Consider the following 20844-nt stretch of genomic DNA (forward strand, 5'->3'; position numbering starts at 1 on the left):
ACGCCCCGTTGGTGGTCGCGACGCTTGTCGCCGGTGGTCACGACGAGAAGTGCTCGAGCTCGGCGGCGCCGCCATTGGCATCGGTGGCCCCGCTGCGACCCCGGTCTCGTGGAGAAGATCCACGCCGGTCCCGTCGCTCGCAGATGATCGGGGGAACTGGCTGCGCTGCCCGGACCATCACGCGGCTCCGCGGTGGTGCCACGGTGGTGGCCAACTGGCGACGTTCGCGGTTGTCCGCAACTGTTCGCTGACGGCGGCATCCGCCCTTGACGTGCGGAAACGGACGGCGGCGGACGTTCGCGGACCCCCACCGGCCGCCCTGGCAGTGTGGGGGTCAGGGGTTCGAGTCCCCTCAGCTCCACTCCAAGTGACCAAGCCGTTCTCCTTCGGGAGGACGGCCTGAGTCGTCTCTGGTTGCAGCTTGCCGACCCTCACCTGCGAGCAGCACCGTGCCCGTGCGGTCGGCTGCCTCGCGGGCCAGCGCCGGCATGACGTGGCTGTAGACGTCCATCGTCGTGCGCATCTGGCTGTGACAGAGCACCTCCATGACCACTGGCGGGTGGACGTTCTCGCTGAGCCCGGCATCCGGCCGGCGCGGCGGAGACACGCCGGAGCCGTCTTGACGGGCCGATGTGGCCCGCCTCACTGTCTTGTCGGGAGGGTGGAGCCGTCGTGAGCGGCCACCAGAGCCGGGGACCGATCGACGCAGCCAGACGACCGGGACCGGCCTGCCGCTGGACGGCAGGAGAACCACCACACCTCATCGGTGGGGGCGAGGCAGCAGCCTGGACATCGAGGATCTCCGCGGAGGTCATGGGTTCGCGACCACAGAGTCTCGGCCCGCAGTGCCGGAGCGCTCACGGCGCACGTGCCGGTTACGCCGCTCCCAGCGTCGATCAGGGAGGGTCTGCAGTGGCAGTCAACGCAACGCCCCACGCAGGTACGGAGAACGCACGAGGGGGCGGCGAGTTCCTCGCCGACCTGAGCGACCCGACCGCCGGCAGGGTGGCCATGGCGAGAGAGCTCGCCTCGGAGAACGTGCGGATGATCGCCGACCCTGCGCCGCTCGGTCTCGGCTGCTTCGCGCTGACGACGTTCCTGTTGAGCCTGTTCAACGCAGGTCTGTTGCCGGCAGCCGGCGAGCCGATCGTCTTCGGCGTCGCACTCGCCTACGGCGGCGCGATCCAGGTGCTCGCCGGTATGTGGGAGTTCCGGAAGGGCAATGTCTTCGGCGCGACCGCTTTCACGTCCTACGGCGCCTTCTGGCTGTCGTTCTGGGCGTTTGTCACGTTCTACGCGGCCGACATCCCGGATGCCGGTGACCGGGCGACCGTGGTCGGCTGGTACCTCATCGGCTGGGGCATCTTCACGGTGATCATGTGGGTCGCCTCGTTGCGTACCACCGCGGTGCTGGCCCTGCTCTTCACGCTCCTCGCTGCGACGTTCTTCCTGCTGGGAATCGGGGATGTGGCGCCGAACGAGGCCCTGGTCACGCTTGGCGGCTATCTGGGCCTCGTGACCGCTGCCGTCGCCTGGTACGCCTGCCTTGCGGGGGTCAGTGCGTCCACCTTCGGACGCACGGTCCTGCCCAATCCGCCGCTGTACAAGCTGTGACCCTGTCCGGCGGTCATCTGACCGACGGCCGCCCTCCCACCGGGAGGGCGGCCCGAGTCGTCCGTGGTCGCGTGCTGGTGCCGGGCGACTACTTCATGGCGGCGATCTGGATCAGGTTGCCGCAGGTGTCGTCGAAGACCGCCGTGACCACCGGCCCGTAGTCGGTCGCGTCCTGGGTGAACTCCACGCCCAGCCCCTTCAGCCGCTCGACCTCGGCGTACACGTCGTCGACGGCGAACTGGGTGAACGGGATGCCGTCGGCGACCAGGGCTTCCTTGAACGGCCGCGCCGCCGGGTGGCCGTCGGGCTCCAGCAGCAGCTCGACGCCGTCCGGGGAGGCGGGGGAGACCACGGTGAGCCAGCGGGCCTCGCCGGCGGGCTCGTCGGTCTTCTTGATGAAGCCCAGCTTCTCGGTGTAGAAGGCCAGCGCCTTGGCCTGGTCGTCGACGAGCACGCTGGTGACGTTGATGCGGATCACGGGTCCGGTTCCTCTCGATCGATGGGCCACCGCTCGACGATCGACCGCAGCGGGCTGGTGTCGATGTGGTGGAACTTGTACCGGCCCTGTCGCCGGGTGTGCACCAGGCCGGCCTGTTCGAGCACCGCGAGGTGCTGCGAGATGGCCTGCCGCGAGGAGGCCAGGCCGTGCTTCATGGCCAGTCGGCCACAGATCTCGAACAGCGTCTGCCCGTCCCTGTCGGTCAGCTCGTCCAGGATGGTGCGGCGCGTCGCGTCACCGAGGGCCTTGAACAGATCGGGGTCCTCGGCCACGGGACAGTTGTAGGCAAGCGTTCACTTGCCTGTCAAGCCGCGGGCCCCTGCGCGAGGCTCCCGGAGCCGGGTGAGCGGTTCCCTGGCGTGGAGCCCTGACCGGTTCCGCCGGGGGGCCGAGATCGCCCACGAGTCCTCGCGCACCGGGGGCGGCGCGCCCGACTGGGCGACGACGGTGTTTCGTCGGTCCCGTTCCGCTGCCCGAGAGCGGTGGGCGGCGCTGGTTCGACCACATCCTCTCGGTGGCTTGCCGGACCGACGCCCCGGCGCGGTCCTGACCCACCGGTCGGAGGGTCAGGACCGCCGGAGGGGGATCGCCGGTGCGGGCCCGTGGGCCTCGGGCGCGACGGGGATGCGCCCGAGGCCCATGGGGTCGGCGTCCTCCCCGCGGTCGAGCACGTAGCAGGCGGCGATCACGGCGGCGCGGTCCTCGCGGATCCGCGCGACGATCTGGTCGACCGTCTCGAGGACGCAGTACCGGGCGCCGTCGGTCAGGTGGACGACGGTGTCCGGGTGGGCCTCGACCCGCTCGATGTGGTCGGGGTCGAGTCGGCAGAGATCACCGGTGCGGCGGGTGAGACCGATCATGGCGGTCCTCCTCCTGGGCGGGGCGTCGGACCCCGGCGGCGCCCGGGGGTTCGGGTGTCCTCCACGTCGTCGCGCCGCCGCCCACCCTTGACACCGCGGCCCCGGCCCGGCCCCCAAGGGGTGAGGTCTGCCGGCGGGGACGCCACGCCGGGAAACGGCGTGGTCACCTAGGTTCGGCGTCGTGTCCGACCTCGCTGCCCGCGCCCGCACCCTGCTCGACCTCCACTCGGCGCCGGAGGTCCTGGTGCTCGTGAACGTCTGGGACGTCGCATCGGCGACGGTCGTCGCGCAGTCCCCCGGGGTGCGGGCCCTGGCGACGGCCAGCCACGCGATCGCCGCGACCTTCGGCTACGAGGACGGCGAGCGCATCCCGCTCGACCTGCACCTGGACATGGCCGGGCGCATCGCCGCGGCGGTCGACCTCCCGGTGAGCATGGACATGGAGGCCGGGTACGGCGACCCGGGCGAGACCACCCGCCGCGCCATCGCGCTGGGCATCGTCGGCGGAAACCTGGAGGACGCGTCGCGGCCACTGGACCAGTCGGTCGCCGCCGTCGAGGCCGTCCTCGCCGCCGGCCGCTCCGCCGGCATCGACTTCGTCCTCAACGCCCGCACCGACGTGCTCCTGCACGCCGCGCCGGACGCCGACCGCAGCGCACTGGTGCAGGAGGCCGTCAGCCGCGGCCGCGCCTACCTCGACGCCGGCGCGCCGGTCGTCTTCGTCCCGGGTGTCGTGGACCGCGACGAGATCGCCGCGCTGGTCGACGGCCTGGGCCGTGGCCGGCTGTCGGTGCTGGCCGTGCCACGGTCGTCCCCGTCGGTGCGCGAGCTGCAGGACCTCGGCGTGGCGCGGGTGTCCACCGGCCCGTACCCGCAGCGGGTGGCCCTCACCGCGCTGCAGGACTGCGTCGCGGACCTGCTGAGCGGGGGCGTGCTGCCGCCGGGGACCCGCCGGCTGAGCTGACGCCCGTGGCCACCCCGTCGCAGCGGCTGGCATGGGCCGCGTCCGTCGTCGGGACGACGGCGGGGGAGCGGGTGCTCGAGGTCGGCTGCGGGCACGGCGTGCTCGCCGCGCTGCTCGCCGAGCGGGGAGCACAGGTGCTCGCGCTGGACCGCTCGCCGACGATGATCGCCGCCGCGGACCGCCGCAACCGGGCGGCGGTCGAGGCCGGCCGGGTGCGGCTGCAGGCGTCGACGCTCCTCGAGGCCGACCTCGGCGGCGGGCCGTTCGACGTCGTCGTCTCGTTCGACGTGCGCGCCTTCTGGGACGCCGGCGCGCCAACGACGTGGGGCGTCGTCGACCGGGTGCTCGCCCCCGGCGGCCGGGTCGTCGTGGCCTTCTCGCTGATGACCCCCGGCACGGAGCGTGCGGTGGTCGACGCGGTGACCCGGACCGCGGCCGACCGCGGCCTGGTCGTGCGCGCGGTCCACCGCGGCCGGACGGCGCCGATGGAGTCCGCCGCCGTGGAGCTCCGGCGCGCGCCCGACCGGTCGGGGCCGGCGGTGCCGGGCGGCTCCTGACCGCGGCTCATCCCAAGGGGGGAGTCGCCGCCGCGCAGCTCAAGGCCCCTCCCGGCGTTGTCGATCACCCGCTCAGGTGACGGGAGTGCCGTCGCCGCGATCGCTGATCGAGCGGAGGGAGAGGTCGTGGCCGAGCAGTCCGTGCTCGTCGTGGAGGACACCGAGGAGATCCGGGAACTGGTCTGCACGGTCCTGCGCAAGGCGGGGATGGACGTCCGGGCGGTGGGATCCGGCGCCGAGGCCATGGTCGAGATCCGGCGCGCGACGCCCGACGTCGTCGTCCTGGACCTGGGCCTCCCCGACGCCGACGGCACCGAGGTGTGCCGGCAGATCCGCGCCGAGAGCGAGTGCTACGTCCTCATGCTGACCGCGCGCGCCGAGGAGGTCGACCTGCTGATCGGCCTGGCCGTCGGCGCCGACGGGTACATGGCCAAGCCGTTCTCGCCCCGCGAACTGGTCGCCCGCGTCCAGGCCATGCTGCGCCGCCCCCGCGTCCCGGAGCCGCGCCCGGCCCCGGTCGAGGAGTCGGTGCTCAGGCTGGCCGAGCTCGAGGTCGACGAGGACAGCCGCGAGGTCCGTGTCGACGGCGCCGTGGTCGACCTGACCCGCACCGAGTTCGACCTCCTGGCCGCGCTGGCCTCCCGTCCGGGCCGGGTGCTGCAGCGGGAGACGCTGCTGCGCGAGGTCTGGCAGACCGACTGGGAGGGCAGCGTCCGCCTGGTCGAGGCGCACATGTCCAACCTCCGCCGCAAGCTGCAGGCCGCGGGGCTCAGTTCCCCCGAGATCCGCACGGTGCGGGGCGTCGGCTACCGCCTGGTGGCGTAGCCCCCGCACGACGCAGCGGGCCCGGACCTCCTCGAGGTCCGGGCCCGCTGCGCTGTGTGCTCAGCAGCGGAGTGACTTGGTGAGCGCGGAGGACGCCGTCCAGCGGTACGTGGTCACGGTGTCGATCGTCAGCTGGAGCTGCGTGCTGAGGTAGCTGGCGTCCGCATTGGCGCTCATCGACGTCGTGTCGGCGGACTGCATCATCGTGAACACGTAGCCGTTCCCGAGATGCGCCCTCATCTGGTACCCGGCCACCCGGTCCGACGGGCTGCGGTCCCAGGTCGCCGTCGCGTAGAGCTCGGTGTCCATGGTCGTCGTGGTCACGGTGACCTGTCCGGCCAGCGGACCGGGGGCCTCGGTCGAGCCCTCGCCCTCCTTGTTCTCGCGGCTGGCCTCCTTGGTCACGGTCGCGGGCATGGCGTACAGGAACGTCCGGCCCCCGGTCGAGTTGACCTGGTAGACGCGCTTGACCACGGTGGTCGTCGTCTCACACCGCGTGGCCACCTGGACGTTCCTGGGCGGCTGGACGGTGACGGTGCCGACCGTCGCCTGCACCGGTGCGGTCCTGTCGTCGAAGGCCGCGCCGGCGATCTGCGGCCCGCCGGCGAGCATCACCGCCGCGGCGGCGATCACGGTCAGGGTGCGGCGGATGACCATGGCCGGCTCCTCTCTCGCAGGGTGGTGCACCGGGCTCGCCGGGCGGGTGCGGTGCAGTGGGTGGGGCGTCGCGGTCGACTGTGCCGTGCCGGCCGCAGGTTCCCCGCTCGGGAAGCGCAAGAGCGGCGCAAGGTCCCGGACCAGCCGGCGCCGGTCAGCGGGCGGTGCTGGTGCGCTGCACGGCGGAGAACTCCAGCTTCAGCGTCGCGGTCTTGCCCTGGAAGGTGTTGTCCGCGCTGTTGGGCAGGGTGATCGTGTAGACGAGGTGGTCCGTGCCAGCGGGGTTGAGGCTGTTCGGGGCGTTCACCAGGAAGGTGCCGACCGCCGCGCCGCTGGGGGTGATCGCCCGCTCGCTGCCGTTGCCGCAGGTGAAGGTGGGGGCCTCGGTGCTGCCTCCCTGGGTCCACGGCACCGAGCAGGACCGCAGCACCAGCTGCAGGCCGTTGACCCTGTCGGTGGTCAGCACGCTGGAGACCGGGGCCGTCACGTTGAGGTTCACTGAGGACAGCGCGGCGTCACCGTCGTTGCGCAGGGTGACCGCGCGGGTCACCGTGTCGCCGGGGACCAGTCCGGCGGCGATGGCGGTGAGCGCGGTGGACTCGCTGAGGTTGATGTCGACCTTGCCCGACTGCACCTGGGTGGTGATCGGGGTGGTCGAGTCGGTGAAGGCGCCGAACGTGCCCAGGCCCGCGACGGCGGCGGCGGCGCCGATCACGCCGAGGGAGCCGACGACCTTGCGGGCGGTGGTGGCGGTGCGGGCCTTGGTGCTCATCTGCGGATCTCCTGTGTGGGGGCCGGAACGGGGTGTACCGGCGACACAGACGACGATCGGGCCCCAACCGCAGGGCACCCGCCCGTCAACCGCAAGGAACCCGCAAGATGCGGCGGCCCCGTAGCGGTCCCCGGGACAGCCCCTGTGGCGGCCCCGCGGCGGGACCGGCGCTGGGCGGGCCGGTCCGGTCAGGCGCCGGCCACCGCGCGCAGCTCGACGACGAGGTCGTGGGCGAGGAGGCCGCGCCGGGCGTCGGAGGCGATGGCCCGGCAGACGGCTGCGACCTCGGGGTACCCCAGCTGGGCGCTGGTCCCGGCGAGGGTGGTCGAGGCCCACGCCACGGCCGCGGTGTCCCCGGTCCGGGCCCCGGCGCTGATCGCGGTCAGCCGGTCGGGCAGGGCACTGACGTAGATCTCCTTCAGCCGGTCCCTCAGCTCGGCGTCCACGTCGTCCTCCGGGGACTCGGGGAGCCATGGCGCGGGGTTCGGGCCGGCGGGCGCGGCTGCGGGGTGCGCGGCCGCGCGCCGGCGCAGGTGGTCCAGCAGCAGGTCCGCGTCGACCGGCTTGGGCAGGCAGGCCAGGGCGCCGGCGGCGAGCGCGGCGCCCCGGTCCTCCGCGGTGGCCTCGCCGGTCACGACGAGGAGGCGGGCCCGGCAGCCGACCAGCCGGAGGCGGCGGAGCAGGGCCGGTCCCTCACCGGCGGAACCGGGGAGGTCGGTGACGACCAGGTCCAGCGGTTGCCGGCGGGCGAGGGCGAGCGCCCCGCGGCTGTCGGCGGCCTCCTGCACGGCCCAGCCGGTGAGCTCCAGCAGGCCGGCGATCCGGCTGCGGTCCGCGGGGTCGCGGTCGACGACGAGGGCGGTCAGCACGTGACGGGTCCTGGCTGCGGGGACTGCCCGGTCCGGCCGTGGGAGGTCGCCTGGTCTCCCCTCTCGTCGTGCTCGTCGGTGGTGGGACGCCAGATGGTGAGCAGGAGCCAGCCGGCGAGGAGGGTGGGGGCGCCGTAGACGAGCAGCTGGCTGACGGCGGGGGTGCGCAGGGCGGTGATGAGGTGACCGAGCTCGGGGATGACGGCCTGGACCTGGTAGGCGGTGTCGCCCTGCAGGACGGCGGTCCAGGGGTCGGGGTGGTCGTTGGCGTCGCCCTGGGTCTGCACGGTGACGGTGCCGTCGGGGGCGTGGTCGACGGCCAGGACGCGGTGGGTGACGACGCGGTGGTCGTCGATGGGGATGTGGTAGCTGATGATCATGCCGGCGGCGACGTCCTCGACGGCCAGTGGTGTGGTGAGGACGACGTCGCCGGGGTCGATGGCCGGGGCCATGGAGCCGGTGAGCATGGTCATGGTGCGGTAGCCGAAGACGTGCGGGCCGAGGGCGAGGACGGCGAAGGCCAGGACCGCGGTGGCGACCAGGGCCCGGACCAGCCAGCGGCCGGTGGCCGCGGCCACCGGCCGCAGGACGCGGGTGGCGGTGGTGCCGGTGGGCAGCGGGCGGGCTGCCCGGGGGGTGGTCAGGGGGAGGGCGGCGGTCATGGCGGGGTTCTCCGGTCAGCTCGGCGGGGCGGCGGTCAGCGGGCGGTGGCGGTGCGCTGCGTCGCGGAGAAGGTGAGGCTCAGCGCGGCCGACTGCTTCTGGAACTCGTTGCCGGCGCCGTGCGGCAGCGAGATGGTGAAGACCAGGTGGTCCTTGCCGCGGGGGTTGATGCTGGCGGGGTCGCTCAGCGGGAAGTTGTTGACCACCGGGCCCTCGCCGATGGTGCGCTGGGTGCCCGAGCAGGTGTAGGTCGGCGCGGCGGCGGTGCCGCCCTGGGTCCAGGCCACCGAGCAGGACTTCAGCGCCAGCTGCAGGCCGTTGGTCGTGTCGGTGGTCAGCACGCTGGCAGGCTTGGTGGAGGTGGTGACGGCCAGGTTCACCGAGGACAGCGCGGAGTCGCCGTCGTTGGACAGGGTGACCGCGCGGCTCATCGAGTCGCCGGGCAGGAAGTCGGTGGTGGTGACCGGGATGGAGGCACCAGCCTCGGCGAGGTTGATGTCGACGCTTCCGGCGGTGACCTGGGTGGTGATCGGCGTGGTGGAGTCGGTGAAGGCGCCGAAGGTGCCCAGGCCCGCGACGGCGGCGGCGGCGCCGATCACGCCGAGGGAGCCGACGACCTTGCGGGCGGTGGTGGCGGTGCGGGCCTTGGTGCTCATCTGCGGATCTCCTGTGTGGGGGCCGGAACGGGGTGTTCCGGCGACACGGACGACGATGGGGCCCCAACCGCAGGGCACCCGCCCGCCTCCCGCAAGAAAGCCGCAAGCAGTGGCGGCCCCGTTCCGGGCCGCCCCGAACCCGTGGGGAGTGGGCGACGCGGTCCCCTCCCGGGGAGGCTCGCGGAGCGCCGGCGGGCGCCGGCAGGTGGTTCAGCGGGGCAGCGTCAGCGTGAAGGTCGTGCCCCGTCCCTCGGCGCTGTCCAGCTCCAGGGTGCCGCCGTGGGCGGTGGTGATGGCCTTGGTGATCGCCAGGCCCAGGCCCACCCCCGGCACCGCGTTCCGGCGGGCGGTCGAGGCCCGGAAGAAGCGGGCGAACAGTTGCGCCTGCTCCCCGGCGGGGATGCCGATGCCGGTGTCGGTGACCGCCAGCCGGGCCACCGGGACGGCGTCCGGCTGCTCCTCGGGGACGACGGTGCCGTCCGCCGTCCGCCAGGCCGCGCGCAGGGTCAGGGTGACCCGGCCGCCGCGGGGGGTGAACTTGACGGCGTTGGCCACCAGGTTGTCGGAGGCCTGGCCGAGCCGGACGGCGTCCCCGCGGACCGGCAGGCCGCCGTCGGGCACGTCCACCACCAGCTCGACGCCCGCGGTGGCGGCGGTGACCCGGGCGGTCTCCTCCGCGGCACGGACCACCGCGGCCAGGTCGACGTCCTCCGGCTGGAGGCTGAACCGGCCGGCGTCCACCTGCGCGGTGAACAGCAGGTCGCCGACCAGGCGCAGCAACCGCTGGGCGTTGCGCTCCACGGTGCCGAGGTACTGCCGCTGCTCGTCGGTCAGGGGCTGGTCGGGGTCGTCCAGGACCAGCTCCAGGTAGCCGAGGATCGAGCTCAACGGCGTGCGCAGCTCGTGGCTGATCAGGCTCACGAACTGGTCCTTCATCCGCTCGGTGGCGCGGACCTCGGTCATGTCGGTGCCGACGAAGTTCCAGCCCGCGTGCGCGCCGGTGTCGTCGGTGCGCGGGGTCACCGCGACCGACACCGTCAGCTCCTCGCCACCGGCGGCGAGGTAGGTCCAGTCGCGGACGTCGCTGCCGTGTTCCTGCGCGGCGCGCACCAGCGCGGCCAGCCCGCCGCCGGCCGCCTCGAGCTCCTCGGGCAGGTGGAAGTCGGTGATCGACCGGCGACGGACGACGTCGGCGCGCGGCAGGCCCAGCAGCTTCTCGGCCCCGGGGTTCCACACCCGGATGACCCCGTCGACGTCGGTGCCGATGATCGACTGCTCGGTCACCGCGTCGATGACGCTGGTCATCGTCTGCGCCCGCGCCTGCAGCATGCGGGTGGCGACCTCCAGCTCCCCGTCGCGGTGCTGCATCTGGGCGAGCAGCGCGGCGTTCTCCGCGCGGAGCCGCTCCAGCTCGACCTCGGGGGTGGCCGTCCGGACGTCGTCGGTGGTGGTCATGCGGTCGCTCCGGAGGTCAGCTCCCGGACGCGGGCGACCAGCCCCGCGACCGAGAAGGGCTTGGCGAGGTAGTCGTCGGCGCCGGCGGCCAGTCCGCCGGCGACGTCGTCGGGCGAGGCGCCGGCCGACAGCAGCAGGACACGGACGGCGGCGGTGGCCGGGGCGGCGCGCAGCGCCGCGCACACCTCCAGCCCGGTGGCGCCGGGCATGGAGACGTCGAGGACGGCGAGGTCCGGCGGGTCGGTGCGGGCGGCGGTGAGGGCTCGCGGGCCGTCGGCGGCCTCCGCGACGACGGTGCACCCGGCTCGGCGCACGGCGAGGCAGACCAGCGCGCGGATGTCGTCCTCGTCGTCGGCGACCAGCACGCGAGCTGGACCGGTCGGCACGGGGGCGGGCTCCCTCGGTCGGGCGGCCGGTGCCCGCGGGCCCGCGCCGGTGGTGTCGTCCTCCCCGACCTCGGCGCCCGCGGCGCCCGGCTGCAGCCCGGCCGGTGCGGCCTCACTCGAACAGGGGACCGGCCCGACCGCCCCCGGACAGCACTGCGCCCCGCCGGGTGGACCCGGCGGGGCGCGGTGTCAGGTGTCGCGGCCTCCTGGGGAGGCCCTCCCTCAGCTGCCGGACTGGCTCTGCACCGTCTGCCGGGACTGCTGGGCCTGGCCCTGCACGTCCTGCGCGGCCGACTGGCCCTCCTGCTTGACCGTCTGGGCGGCGTCCTGCGCGGTGGACCTGACCTCATCGACGGCCTGCTGGGCGGCCGGCTTGAGCTGATCGCCGATCTCCTGCGCGGCCTGCTTGGCCGGCGCGAGCAGCGCGTCCTTGTTCTCGCGGACCGCCGTCTCGGCCTGCTGGGCGAGTTGCCGCTCCTTCTCCGACGCCGGCATGAGGCTGGAGACCAGCCAGCCGACACCGAAGGCGATGAGGCCGGCGGCGAGCGGGTTGCCCTGGGTCTGGCGGACGACCGTGTCCGGCGCCTGCTGGACGGCCGAGGCCGCCGACTGCGCGGCGCCCTGCACGGACTCAGCGGCGCTGGACGCGGCACCCTGTACCGAGCCGGCCGCGTTGGACGCCATGCCGTGGGTCGACGAGGTGGTGCTGTGGGCGGTGCCCATCACCGATGACCGGGCGTTCTGCGCGGTTCCCATCACCTTCTCCTTCGCCTGGGTGATGCGGCCCTTGGCCGCGGTGACCCGCCGGTCCATCACCCGGGCGGGGTTGACCTTCTCGTTGAGCGCGTCGACGTCGTAGCTCAGCTCGCGCTGAGTCTCCTCGATCTGCCGGCGGATCACTTCCGGGTCGTTGCTCGTGGTCATGTCACGTACTCCGATGTCTGGGAGGGCCGGTGGACGGCGGGTCAGTTGGGCTTGAGGGCGTCGGGCACCTGCTGGAGGGTGTCGACGGTGCGCTCGGGCTTGGGGTTCACGGCCTTGAGCTGCTTGCGGCCCATGACGAACGCGACCGCGGCGATGACGCCCCAGATGACGGCGACGATCAGTGCCGACCAGCTGTGACCCACGAGGTGGTGCAGAGCCCACCAGAGGGCGATCGAGAGGAACAGCAGCAGCATGTAGCCGGCGAAGCCGGCCGCGCCCATGAGGCCCACGCCCTTGCCGGCCTTGCTCGCCTCGGCCTTGACCTCGACCTTGGCCAGCTCGAGCTCCTGGCGCATGAGGGTGGAGAGGTCCTTGGCGACCTCACCCATCAACTGGCCGACGGAGGTGCCCTCGACGTCGGGGCGGCCGGCGTCGGTGGTGGGGGTGCCCATGGCACCGGCGTGCGCACCGTAGGACTCCTCAGGGGAGACCGCGTAGTTGGCCTGTCCGGGGGTGGCCGCCGGGTCCTGGTAGCCCTGCGGCGTCCCCACCGGCGTGGCGCCGGAGTAGGGGGACGTCATCGCCTCAGACCCCCCGACCCGGGTTGCGCGCGGGGTCGTCCCAGCCGGCCGGCGTGGTCGGCGGGACGGCGGCGTCGGCCGGCGGCACGGTGCCGTACGGCGGCGGCGGTACCGGGGCGGTGCCGGTGGTGCCGGTGCCGCTGTAGCCGGCGGTCTCGCCGTAGCCGGTCGTCGTCTCGTAGCCCGTCGTCTCGGAGTAGCCGGAGTAGGCCGGCGTCGGGTCGACGTAGTTGGTCTGCGTGTAGCCCACCGGGGTGGCGCGGTGCTGGCCGGCGACGGTGCCGGTGTCGCTGTGCGCGGCCTTGACCCCGCTGGTGAGCCGGCCCGCGACGACCCCGGCGAGCGCGGCGCTCAGCAGGAACGTGCCCGGCTTGCGGCGGGCGAAGGAGCGGACCTCCTCGAGCAGGTCGGCGGGCTCTCGGTTCTGCAGCCAGCCGGCGAACTCCTCGACCTTGCCGGTGGCCTGCTCCACGAGGTCGCGGGCGGGCCCGGCCTGTGCGCCGTTGCCCTCGACCATCCCGCGCAGCTGGGCGGCGATGCCCTGGAGCCCCTGGGCCGCCTTCTGCTGGGAGGCGACGGCCTGCTGGCGCAGCTGGGTGCGGCCCTGCTGGGCGAGGTCGCGCGCCTGCTGCTTGGTCTCGTATGCGATCTCCTTGGCCTGGTCGGCGGCGGTCGAGGCGACCTGGCTGCCGGCCTGGGCCGCGGTCTGGCCGACGTTGCGGGCCTCGCCCTTGGCGACGTCGGTGGTGGACGGCGAGCCGGTGGTACCGGTGGTCGTGCTGCCGGTGGCCGTGGTGCTGGTACCCGTGGCGCCGCTGCTGGGCGTGCTCGGCGGCGGCGGGAACGGGGTGTCGATGGAGTGCGTCATCGTTCCTCCTCGGCATGCGTCGTGGTCAGAGCAGGCGCTACCCGCGATCGCGATCACCCACACATCGCCGCAGGACGGTCGTCCCGCGCTGACGTGCGGGTATGGGTTCGGCCCCGGCTGCCGCGAGGGGCAGGCCGGGTCGTGCCGTGTCGCTCGCCGGACGCGTCGTCGCGTGCTCGGCGGAGTGGGTGTGAGGGGGAGTCGGCCGCCCGCCGCGGGACAGCGGGCAGTGACCCCACCACGTCGGGGTGGCGCCGTGTCGCGAGACCACGGGTACCCGTCGCGCCGGGCGGCGAAACGGAACCGGCTGGTCGGCGGGACCCACGGTTCCCCACTGCGGACTAAGGTGAGGCACACCTTCCTTCAGACCCGAGGAGTCCTCCCATGGCCGAGCAGGCCCAGCGCCGTCCGCGCACCCCCCGGCTGGCCACGGTGCTCCGGACCTCCCGCCCCACCCCGCACCTGGTGCGCCTGGTCCTGGGCGGTGAGGGTCTGACCGGCTTCGCGCCGCAGCACACCGACTCCTACGTCAAACTGGTGCTGCCGCCGGCCGGCGCGCCCTACGCGGCGCCCTTCGACATGGAGGAGGTGCGCAGCCAGCAGCCGGCCGAGCTGTGGCCCTGCCTGCGCACGTACACCGTCCGCGCGTGGGACGCCGATCGGGGCGAGCTGACCCTCGACGTCGTCGTCCACGGTGACGAGGGGGTCGCCGGCCCGTGGGCGGTCGCCGCCCGTCCCGGCGACGCGGTGCAGCTGCTGGGTCCGGGCGGCGACTACGTGCCCGCCGACGACGCCGACTGGCACCTGCTCGTCGGGGACGAGTCCGCGCTGCCGGCGATCGCCGTCTCGCTCGAGCGGCTGCCCGCCGGCGTGCCGGCGCTGGTGTTCGTCGAGGTCGACGGCCCGGCCGAGGAGCAGGACCTGGCGGTGCCCGCGGGGGTGGAGCTCCAGTGGGTGCACCGCGCCGGCGCGCCGGGCTCCGCGCTCGTCGCCGCAGTCCTGACCGCGGAGTTCCCGGAGGGCAGCGTGCACGCCTTCGTGCACGGGGAGGCCGGCTTCGTCCGCGACCTGCGCCGCTTCCTGCGGGTGGAGCGGCTGGTACCGCGCGAGCGGCTGTCTGCCTCGGGCTACTGGCGGCTCGGTCGCACCGACGAGGGCTGGCGTGCGGAGAAGGCGGAGTGGGTCGCCGCGGTGGAGGCCGACGAGCAGCGCCTGCCCGTCGCCTGAGGACGGCGAACCGGAGGAGGGCGCCGGGAGTTCCGGTCAGCCGGCCCAGGGGAACCGGGGTGGGCGGCGCTCGGTGAAGGCCGCCGTCCCCTCGGCCAGCTCGCCGGCGGCGATCGTCTCCCGGTACCACCGCTCGGCCTCGGCACGCCCGTCGCGGCCGGCGCCCAGCGCGGCCACCACCTCCTTGGTCGCCCGCTGGGAGAGCGCGGAACGGGAGGCCAGCACCTCGGCGAACGCGAACACCTCCCGCTCCAGCTCGCCGGCGGCGACGAGGCGGTCGACCAGACCGGCGCGCAGCGCCGTCGGCGCGTCGATGAGCTCGCCGCTGAACAGCAGGTAGCGGGTCAGCGCCGGACCGACCAGGTCCAGCAGGGCCTTGGTCGACTCCGGCGCGTAGACGACGCCGACCTTCGCCGGGGTCACGCCGAACACGCCCGTCGGGTCGGTGAACCGCAGGTCGCAGCAGGTGGCCAGCTCGACGCCGCCGCCGATGCAGTGGCCGCGGACCATGGCCACGGTCGGCTTGGGGAAGCCCCGCAGGGCGGCCTGCGCGGCCAGGTTGTCGCGGCGCAGCGCGGCCATCGGGTCGTCGGGGTCCGGGCCGGCGAGCAGGTCGGTGATGTCGGCGCCGGCGCAGAAGCTCGGCCCCTCGCCGGTCACGACGAGGACGCGGACGGTGGGGTCGCCGGCCGGTCCGGCCAGGACCTCGGGCAGCGCGGCCCACATCCCGGCGGTCAGCGAGTTGCGCTTCTCGGGCCGGGCGACGGTCAGGACGGCGACCGCGCCGTCCCGCGTGACGCGGAGGTGGTCGCTCATCAGCCCAGGTCGTCGGTGGCGAAGGTGTCGCACTGCGCCGGGTCGCCGGTCTCGTAGCCGGTGGTGAACCAGCGCTGCCGCTGCTCCGACGAGCCGTGCGTGAACGCGTCCTGGTCGACGGTGCCGCCGCCGAGGTTCTGCTGGATGAAGTCGTCGCCGATGCGGGCGGCAGCGTCCAGGGCCGCGTCGATGTCGTCATGGGTGATCTCGGCGATCAGTGGCCGGCCGGACTCGTCGGGGACCGTCTCGGCGTGGTTGGCCCAGGCCCCGGCGTAGCAGTCGGCCTGCAGCTCCAGCCGCACGGTGCCGCTGGCCGGGCCGGTCTCACCCGGGGTGACCTGCTGGTTGGTGCCCAGCAGGTTCTGCACGTGGTGGCCGTACTCGTGGGCGATCACGTAGGCGTTGACGAACAGCCCGCCCTCGGCGCCGAACTGCGACTGCAGCTGGTCGAAGAACGACAGGTCGATGTAGACGAGCTGGTCGGCCGGGCAGTAGAAGGGCCCCGAGCCACTGGTCGCGCCGCCGCAGCTGGTCTGCACCGAGCCGTTGAAGAACACGGTGTCGGTCGGCTGGTAGCGGTCCCCGAGCACGCCGGTCCAGTAGTCCTGGATCGACTCGATGTCCGCGACCACGGCGCAGTCGACGCTCTCGTTGGCGTCCGCGCCGGTCCGGCACTGCTGCTCGAGCTGGCCGTTGTCGGCGGTCTGACCCTGGCCGAGGCTGCCGAGCTGGCCGAGCGCGGCCCCGCCGCCGTCCCCACCGCCGCCGAGCAGCTGGAACAGCACGAGCACGACGACGCCGACCAGCCCGAGGCCGCCGCCACCGACGGCCAGCCCGCGGCCGCCGCCGAGACCGCCACCGCCGCGGCGGTCCTGGACGCCCGACGTGTCGAGATCCGCGCCTTCGCTGTACCTCATGGGCCGGCAGCTCTCCTGGTCCCCGGCACGCTGGGTCGGTGCCGTCCGCAGCGGCGGTGCCCCGGCGGGGGCCCGGTCATGCGCGTTCGGCCGCCTCCCCGCCGGTCGGCGTCCGGCTCGGCTGCTCGGCGGGCTCGTCGCGCAGGAACAGGTACCAGTAGGACGTCGCGACGAAGACCACCGCACCGACCAGGTTGCCCAGCCCGGCCATCAGCCAGTTCACCCCGACGTCGCCCCACCCGAGGTCCGGGACGCCGGCGAAGATGGCCGCGGGCAGGAAGAACATGTTGGCCACGACGTGGTCGAAACCCATCGCGACGAACGCCATGATCGGGAAGAAGATGGCCAGCACCTTGCCCGACACCGACGTGGCGGCCAGCGACATCCACACCGCCAGGCAGACCAGCCAGTTGCAGCCGACGCCGCGCAGGAAGACCTGCCAGGGCGACTCGTGCAGGCCCTTGGCCTCGGCGATCTGGGCCAGGCGCTCGTGGGTCAGTCCGGCGCCGCCGGAGGCGCCGGGCGCGCCGATGACCCCGGTCTGGACGGCGAGGAAGTAGGCCACGAACAGCGCACCGAGCAGGTTGCCCAGCAGCACGAGCGTGAGGTTCTTGGCGACGTCGCCCGCGCCGAGCCGGCCCTGCATGGCGCCGAGCGGGACGAGCAGCATGTTGCCGGTCGCGAGGTCCGACCCCGCGATGAGCACCAGCACCAGCCCGAGGGTGAAGGCCGCGCCCATGAACAGGGTGGGCAGCGTGCCCCACGTGTCCGGGTCCAGCCCCGAGGAGACGGTGATCGCGACCAGGGCGCCGAAGGCGATGTAGGCGCCCCCGAGGAAGGAGCTGACCAGGACGCGGTCCCAGGTGCGGTGCACCTTCTTCGCGCCGGTCTCGCTGGCCACCTGGGCCATCTCGGGCGGTTGGCGGTCGGGCATCGCGCCTCCACGCGGCAGCGGGCGGTGGGGTTGGGACGCTACTGGCCTCCGCCGATCCCGGCCCGTCGACGGCGGCCGCCCGGGCTGCCCGGCGCTGGGCGTCGACCTAGGTTGGAGGCCATGCCCCTCTCCGGTGAGTACGAGCCCAGCACGCAGCAGTGGGTCCGCGACCAGGTGGAGCGCTACGAGGCCACCGGTGGCCGCGAGGCCAACACGCTCCGGGACACCGGCCTGCCGGTCGTCGTCTTCAGCACCCGCGGCGCGAAGAGCGGGAAGGTGCGCAAGCAGCCGCTCATGCGGGTGGAGCACGACGGCGCGTACGCGATGGTCGGCTCGGTCGGCGGCGCGCCCAAGGACCCGGCGTGGGTGGCGAACGTGCGGGCGTACCCGGACCAGGTCACCGTCCAGGACGGGCCGGACCCGTGGGACGGCGTCGCTCGCGAGGTGCACGGCGAGGAGAGGGCGCAGTGGTGGGAACGGGCCGTGGCCGCCTATCCCGAGTACGCGGTGTACCAGCGGCGGACGGACCGGGAGATCCCGGTGTTCGTCGTCGAGCGACGGTGATCCCTGCCGCCGGATGTGAGGTGAGGGTGGCCTAAGTTCTCCGGGGGTGCCGGGCGGCCCGGCGGCCGGAGAGGACCACTGTGCAGGGGATCGGGCGGTACCGCGGCGGCGTGCTGGCGGTGGCGGTGGGGCTGGTGCTCGCCGGCTGCGGCGCCGACGGGGGCGAGGCGACGTCGAGCGGAGCGGGGTCGAGCGCGGCCGCGGGGACCCGCACCGTCGAGCACGCGGCCGGGACGACGGAGGTCGAGGGCACCCCGGAGCGGGTCGTCGTCCTGGACACCGGTGAGCTCGACGCCGTCCTCGCCCTCGGCGTCACCCCCGTGGGCGCGGTGCGCACGTCGGTCAGCGACGAGCTGCCGGCCTACATCGAGGACGCCGGTGCCGACCCCGCCGACATCGCCAACGTCGGGACCATCGCCGAGCCGGACCTCGAGGCGATCGCCGCCCTCACCCCGGACCTCATCCTGTCCAACGCCGTCCGGCACACCGACATCTACGACCAGCTGTCGGCGATCGCCCCCACCGTGTTCGCCGAGGCCATCGGCGAGACGTGGCAGGAGAACCTCCGCCTGGCCGGGGAGGCCCTGGACCGGTCCGAGGCGGCCGAGGAGCTGCTCGCCGCCCACGCGGAGCGTGCCGCGGAGGTCGGGGCGCTGTTCGGCGACCCGGCGGACACCGAGGTGAGCATGGTGCGCTTCCTCGACGGCAGCGCGGTCCGGCTGTACGGGGAGGGCTCCTTCATCGGCGCGGTGCTGGCCGACGTCGGCTTCGCCCGGCCGGAGCTGCAGCGCACCGGTGAGACCTTCGTGGAGGTCGCGCCCGAGAACATCGGGGAGGCCGACGGCGACCTGCTCTTCCACGCCTCCTACGGGGAAGAGGGGCAGGCCGCCGCCGGGCAGGTCACCGCCGGCGGGCTGTGGACGGGCCTGTCCGCGGTGCAGAACGGCCGCGCGTTCGAGGTCAGCGACGACCGGTGGTTCCTGGCCATCGGCCCGCTCGGCGCCTCGCTCGTCCTCGACGACCTCGAGGAGATCGCGGGCCGCTCGGTCGGCTGAGCCGTCCCGGGCCCGGCCGCGGAGGTGCAGCGCGCCCGTCCGCGGAGGTGCGCGGGCGGGTCAGCCGGAGCGGTGCGGACTCCTCGCCCGCCCCTTCTCCCGCTAGAACCCGGCGACGGCGTGCGGGGTGTAGGGCTCCTCCAGCCGGGCGACCTCCTCGTCGGTCAGCCGCAGGTCGACCGCGGCGACGGCGTCGTCGAGGTGGGCGTCCTTCGTGACGCCGACGATCGGCGCGGTCACCACCGGCTTGGACAGCACCCAGGCCAGGGCCACCTGCGCCCGGGAGGCGCCGCGCTCGGCCGCCACCTCGGTTACTCGCTCCACGACGGCCCGGTCGCTGGCCTCGTCGTAGAGCCGCTTGCCGAACTCGTCGGTGCCGGAGCGCTCGGTGGACTCGTCCCAGTCGCGGGTCAGCTTGCCGCGGGCCAGCGGGCTCCACGGGAGGACGCCGATGCCCTGGTCGGCGCAGAGCGGGTGCATCTCCCGCTCCTCCTCGCGGTTGAGCAGGTTGTAGTGGTCCTGCATGGACACGAAGCGGTGCCAGCCGTGCTCCCCGGCCAGGTACAGCGCCTTGCTGAACTGCCACGCCCACATGGACGACGCGCCGAGGTAGCGCACCTTCCCGGAGCGGACGACGGAGTCCAGCGCCTCGAGGGTCTCCTCGATCGGCGTGTGCGGGTCCCAGCGGTGGACCTGGTAGAGGTCGACGTAGTCGGTGCCCAGCCGGCGCAGGCTGTCCTCGAGCTCGCGGATGATCGCCTTGCGGGAGAGCCCGGCGCCGTTGGGGCCGGGCCGCATCCGGCCGTGCACCTTGGTGGCCAGGACGACGTCGTCGCGGTCGGTGACGTCGCGGATCGCCCGCCCGGTGATCTCCTCGCTCGACCCGTCGGAGTAGACGTTCGCGGTGTCGAAGAACGTGATCCCCGCGGCGACCGCCTTCTCGATCACCCGGCGGCTGTCCTCCTCCGGGAGGCTCCACGGGTGGTTGCCGCGGGCCGGGTCGCCGAAGCTCATCATCCCCAGGCAGATCCGCGAGACCTGCAGGCCGGTGCTGCCCAGACGCGTGTACTCCATGGCCAGCAGCCTTCCCCGGTCGCCCGGCGGCGGCCACCGGGCTCCCGCCTCACGGCAGGGTGGCGGCGACCTCGGGGAGGGTGGCGGCCACGTCGTCGTCGAAGGCGGTGAACGGCTCGGCGTCCAGCCGCCGGCGCGCCCCGGTGCCGGTCCAGCGCCAGGTGCCGACCACCCGGCCGCCGGCGACGACGGTCGGCCGGAACACCCCGTTGCGGCCGGGCACGATGCGTTCGGCGTGCTCCGGCGGCACCGCGCAGCTGCGGTCGGCGTAGCCGAGGACGAACTCGTCGAAGCCGGGCAGCAGGCGCAGCCGCCGCGCGTCGGCCCCGTGCGCGGCCAGGAGGTGCGGGGTCTCCGGGGCCATGAGGTGCTCGCGGCCGTCGACGGTCAGGGAGGCGAGCCGGTCCCGGACCGCGGCCAGCCCGGCGCGGACGTCGCGCACCGGCAGCCCGGACCAGCGCGCGAGGTCGGCGACGGTCGCGGGGCCGTGGCCGGTGAAGAACCGCAGGGCGAGCTCGGCGAGCGCCGCCCCGCGGTCGAGGCGCCGGGGGCGGGGCACCCACTCGTCGAGGAGCACGAACAGCTGCTCGCCGTCGCGGGTCGGCCCGAGGCACAGCGTGCCGGTCTGCGCCAGGTACCAGAGCAGGTGGTAGCCGCGCTGCCCCGTCGTGGCGACCCCGCCGTCGGCGACCGCGGCCAGCAGCTCCCTGCGCCCGGCGCGCCCGCCGCCGGTCAGCGTCCCGGTGACCACTCCCCGCGCGTGCTCGACCTCGGCCTCCGTCAGGCCGAGGGCGGCCCGTCGCTGTGCCGCGCCGGCCAGCACGCGCGAACCGAGCAGCGTCAGCAACCAGTGCAGGTCCTCGGCGGCGACCAGGTGCAGCGTGCCCCGCATGGGCCACGAGCGGACGACCTCGCCGGCGTCGAGCGCCGCCTCCACCGCGGCCCGCGACCGCTCCGCCGTCCGCAGGGCCAGCGAGGTGAGCGCCCCGGGCAGCTCCTGGGCCTGCACGCAGGTCAGCCGGCGGACCGCCGCCCCGGGCGTGGGCAGCGGCGGGCCGGCCAGCCGCTGGGCGACCAGCCGGAGCAGGGCGAGGTCCGGTTCCACGGC

General features: G+C 74.2%; 25 protein-coding genes. 7 read left to right on the forward strand and 18 right to left on the reverse strand.

Features of this window, described 5'->3' with window-relative positions; all coding sequences use genetic code 11:
* The first annotated feature begins 912 nt into the window (after positions 1–912).
* Positions 913–1614 carry an acetate uptake transporter gene (locus tag CRP39_RS00440; RefSeq protein ID WP_245853449.1) on the forward strand — a complete coding sequence of 234 codons (702 nt, stop codon included), beginning with the start codon at positions 913–915 and terminating at the stop codon, positions 1612–1614.
* Between the two features lie 88 nt (positions 1615–1702).
* Here the strand turns inward: CRP39_RS00440 and CRP39_RS00445 are convergent, their stop codons facing one another.
* The 3 genes from CRP39_RS00445 to CRP39_RS00455 all read right to left on the reverse strand — a co-directional run bounded on the left by CRP39_RS00445 (position 1703) and on the right by CRP39_RS00455 (position 2973).
* Complete coding sequence (locus CRP39_RS00445) at positions 1703–2092, reverse strand: VOC family protein (protein ID WP_097203449.1); 390 nt, start codon at positions 2090–2092, stop codon at positions 1703–1705.
* Positions 2089–2385: an ArsR/SmtB family transcription factor gene (locus tag CRP39_RS00450; protein ID WP_097203450.1), complete on the reverse strand. Its 297-nt coding sequence runs from the start codon at positions 2383–2385 to the stop codon at positions 2089–2091. Before CRP39_RS00450 ends, CRP39_RS00445 begins: the two co-directional genes overlap by 4 nt.
* 294 nt (positions 2386–2679) lie before the next feature.
* Positions 2680–2973 carry a flagellar FlbD family protein gene (locus CRP39_RS00455; protein WP_097203452.1) on the reverse strand — a complete coding sequence of 98 codons (294 nt, stop codon included), beginning with the start codon at positions 2971–2973 and terminating at the stop codon, positions 2680–2682.
* 181 nt (positions 2974–3154) lie between these two features.
* Between CRP39_RS00455 and CRP39_RS00460 the strand changes: the two genes are divergently transcribed.
* The 3 genes from CRP39_RS00460 (at position 3155) to CRP39_RS00470 (ending at position 5319) form a co-directional block, all read left to right on the forward strand.
* Positions 3155–3937 carry an isocitrate lyase/PEP mutase family protein gene (locus CRP39_RS00460; protein WP_097203454.1) on the forward strand — a complete coding sequence of 261 codons (783 nt, stop codon included), beginning with the start codon at positions 3155–3157 and terminating at the stop codon, positions 3935–3937.
* A gap of 5 nt (positions 3938–3942) precedes the next feature.
* On the forward strand, positions 3943–4494 hold the full coding sequence (locus CRP39_RS00465; protein ID WP_216359555.1) for a class I SAM-dependent methyltransferase: 552 nt from the start codon (positions 3943–3945) through the stop codon (positions 4492–4494).
* A 126-nt stretch (positions 4495–4620) separates the two neighbouring features.
* On the forward strand, positions 4621–5319 hold the full coding sequence (locus CRP39_RS00470; protein WP_097203457.1) for a response regulator transcription factor: 699 nt from the start codon (positions 4621–4623) through the stop codon (positions 5317–5319).
* A gap of 60 nt (positions 5320–5379) precedes the next feature.
* Here CRP39_RS00470 and CRP39_RS00475 read toward each other — a convergent pair whose 3' ends face one another.
* The 10 genes from CRP39_RS00475 to CRP39_RS00520 all read right to left on the reverse strand — a co-directional run bounded on the left by CRP39_RS00475 (position 5380) and on the right by CRP39_RS00520 (position 13149).
* Positions 5380–5976, reverse strand: coding sequence for a hypothetical protein (locus tag CRP39_RS00475; RefSeq protein ID WP_097203459.1), 597 nt, complete (start codon positions 5974–5976; stop codon positions 5380–5382).
* A 154-nt stretch (positions 5977–6130) separates the two neighbouring features.
* Positions 6131–6748 carry a TasA family protein gene (locus tag CRP39_RS26265; protein WP_143426495.1) on the reverse strand — a complete coding sequence of 206 codons (618 nt, stop codon included), beginning with the start codon at positions 6746–6748 and terminating at the stop codon, positions 6131–6133.
* A gap of 188 nt (positions 6749–6936) precedes the next feature.
* Positions 6937–7617: a response regulator gene (locus CRP39_RS00485; protein ID WP_143426497.1), complete on the reverse strand. Its 681-nt coding sequence runs from the start codon at positions 7615–7617 to the stop codon at positions 6937–6939.
* Positions 7611–8279 (reverse strand): signal peptidase I, encoded by a 669-nt coding sequence (locus CRP39_RS00490; protein WP_216359556.1) that lies wholly within the window; start codon positions 8277–8279, stop codon positions 7611–7613. Before CRP39_RS00490 ends, CRP39_RS00485 begins: the two co-directional genes overlap by 7 nt.
* A 35-nt stretch (positions 8280–8314) precedes the next feature.
* On the reverse strand, positions 8315–8935 hold the full coding sequence (locus CRP39_RS00495; protein WP_097203464.1) for a TasA family protein: 621 nt from the start codon (positions 8933–8935) through the stop codon (positions 8315–8317).
* A 210-nt stretch (positions 8936–9145) separates the two neighbouring features.
* Positions 9146–10390 carry a sensor histidine kinase gene (locus tag CRP39_RS00500; RefSeq protein ID WP_097203465.1) on the reverse strand — a complete coding sequence of 415 codons (1245 nt, stop codon included), beginning with the start codon at positions 10388–10390 and terminating at the stop codon, positions 9146–9148.
* Positions 10387–10776: a response regulator transcription factor gene (locus tag CRP39_RS00505; RefSeq protein WP_097203467.1), complete on the reverse strand. Its 390-nt coding sequence runs from the start codon at positions 10774–10776 to the stop codon at positions 10387–10389. Before CRP39_RS00505 ends, CRP39_RS00500 begins: the two co-directional genes overlap by 4 nt.
* Positions 10777–10998: 222 nt before the next feature.
* Positions 10999–11700: a DUF3618 domain-containing protein gene (locus CRP39_RS00510; protein WP_097203468.1), complete on the reverse strand. Its 702-nt coding sequence runs from the start codon at positions 11698–11700 to the stop codon at positions 10999–11001.
* Between the two features lie 41 nt (positions 11701–11741).
* A complete protein-coding gene (locus CRP39_RS00515; RefSeq protein ID WP_097203470.1) occupies positions 11742–12281 on the reverse strand; it encodes a phage holin family protein in 540 nt (179 codons plus the stop codon).
* A 4-nt stretch (positions 12282–12285) separates the two neighbouring features.
* Entirely contained in the window at positions 12286–13149 is an 864-nt protein-coding gene (locus CRP39_RS00520) for a hypothetical protein (protein WP_097203471.1), read from the reverse strand.
* A gap of 384 nt (positions 13150–13533) precedes the next feature.
* On the opposite strand from CRP39_RS00520, the gene CRP39_RS00525 reads away from it, so the two are divergent.
* On the forward strand, positions 13534–14376 hold the full coding sequence (locus tag CRP39_RS00525; protein ID WP_097203473.1) for a siderophore-interacting protein: 843 nt from the start codon (positions 13534–13536) through the stop codon (positions 14374–14376).
* 36 nt (positions 14377–14412) lie between these two features.
* Here CRP39_RS00525 and CRP39_RS00530 read toward each other — a convergent pair whose 3' ends face one another.
* The 3 genes from CRP39_RS00530 to CRP39_RS00540 form a co-directional block, all read right to left on the reverse strand.
* Positions 14413–15192 (reverse strand): enoyl-CoA hydratase/isomerase family protein, encoded by a 780-nt coding sequence (locus CRP39_RS00530; RefSeq protein ID WP_097203479.1) that lies wholly within the window; start codon positions 15190–15192, stop codon positions 14413–14415.
* Positions 15192–16109 (reverse strand): KPN_02809 family neutral zinc metallopeptidase, encoded by a 918-nt coding sequence (gene ypfJ, locus CRP39_RS00535; RefSeq protein WP_097203481.1) that lies wholly within the window; start codon positions 16107–16109, stop codon positions 15192–15194. Before ypfJ ends, CRP39_RS00530 begins: the two co-directional genes overlap by 1 nt.
* Positions 16110–16185: 76 nt before the next feature.
* The gene (locus CRP39_RS00540; RefSeq protein WP_097203482.1) at positions 16186–17043 is read right to left on the reverse strand and encodes a formate/nitrite transporter family protein; all 858 of its coding nucleotides are present in this window, start codon (positions 17041–17043) and stop codon (positions 16186–16188) included.
* A 120-nt stretch (positions 17044–17163) separates the two neighbouring features.
* On the opposite strand from CRP39_RS00540, the gene CRP39_RS00545 reads away from it, so the two are divergent.
* Positions 17164–17607, forward strand: coding sequence for a nitroreductase family deazaflavin-dependent oxidoreductase (locus tag CRP39_RS00545; protein WP_097203484.1), 444 nt, complete (start codon positions 17164–17166; stop codon positions 17605–17607).
* Positions 17608–17687: 80 nt separating this feature from the next.
* Positions 17688–18662 (forward strand): ABC transporter substrate-binding protein, encoded by a 975-nt coding sequence (locus CRP39_RS00550; RefSeq protein WP_216359557.1) that lies wholly within the window; start codon positions 17688–17690, stop codon positions 18660–18662.
* 102 nt (positions 18663–18764) lie between these two features.
* Here CRP39_RS00550 and CRP39_RS00555 read toward each other — a convergent pair whose 3' ends face one another.
* A complete protein-coding gene (locus CRP39_RS00555) occupies positions 18765–19736 on the reverse strand; it encodes an aldo/keto reductase (RefSeq protein WP_097203485.1) in 972 nt (323 codons plus the stop codon).
* A gap of 49 nt (positions 19737–19785) precedes the next feature.
* Positions 19786–20841: a winged helix DNA-binding domain-containing protein gene (locus tag CRP39_RS00560; RefSeq protein ID WP_097203486.1), complete on the reverse strand. Its 1056-nt coding sequence runs from the start codon at positions 20839–20841 to the stop codon at positions 19786–19788.
* Positions 20842–20844: the final 3 nt, after the last annotated feature.

The sequence above is a fragment of the Geodermatophilus sabuli genome, assembly GCF_900215145.1.
Classification (GTDB): domain Bacteria; phylum Actinomycetota; class Actinomycetes; order Mycobacteriales; family Geodermatophilaceae; genus Geodermatophilus; species Geodermatophilus sabuli.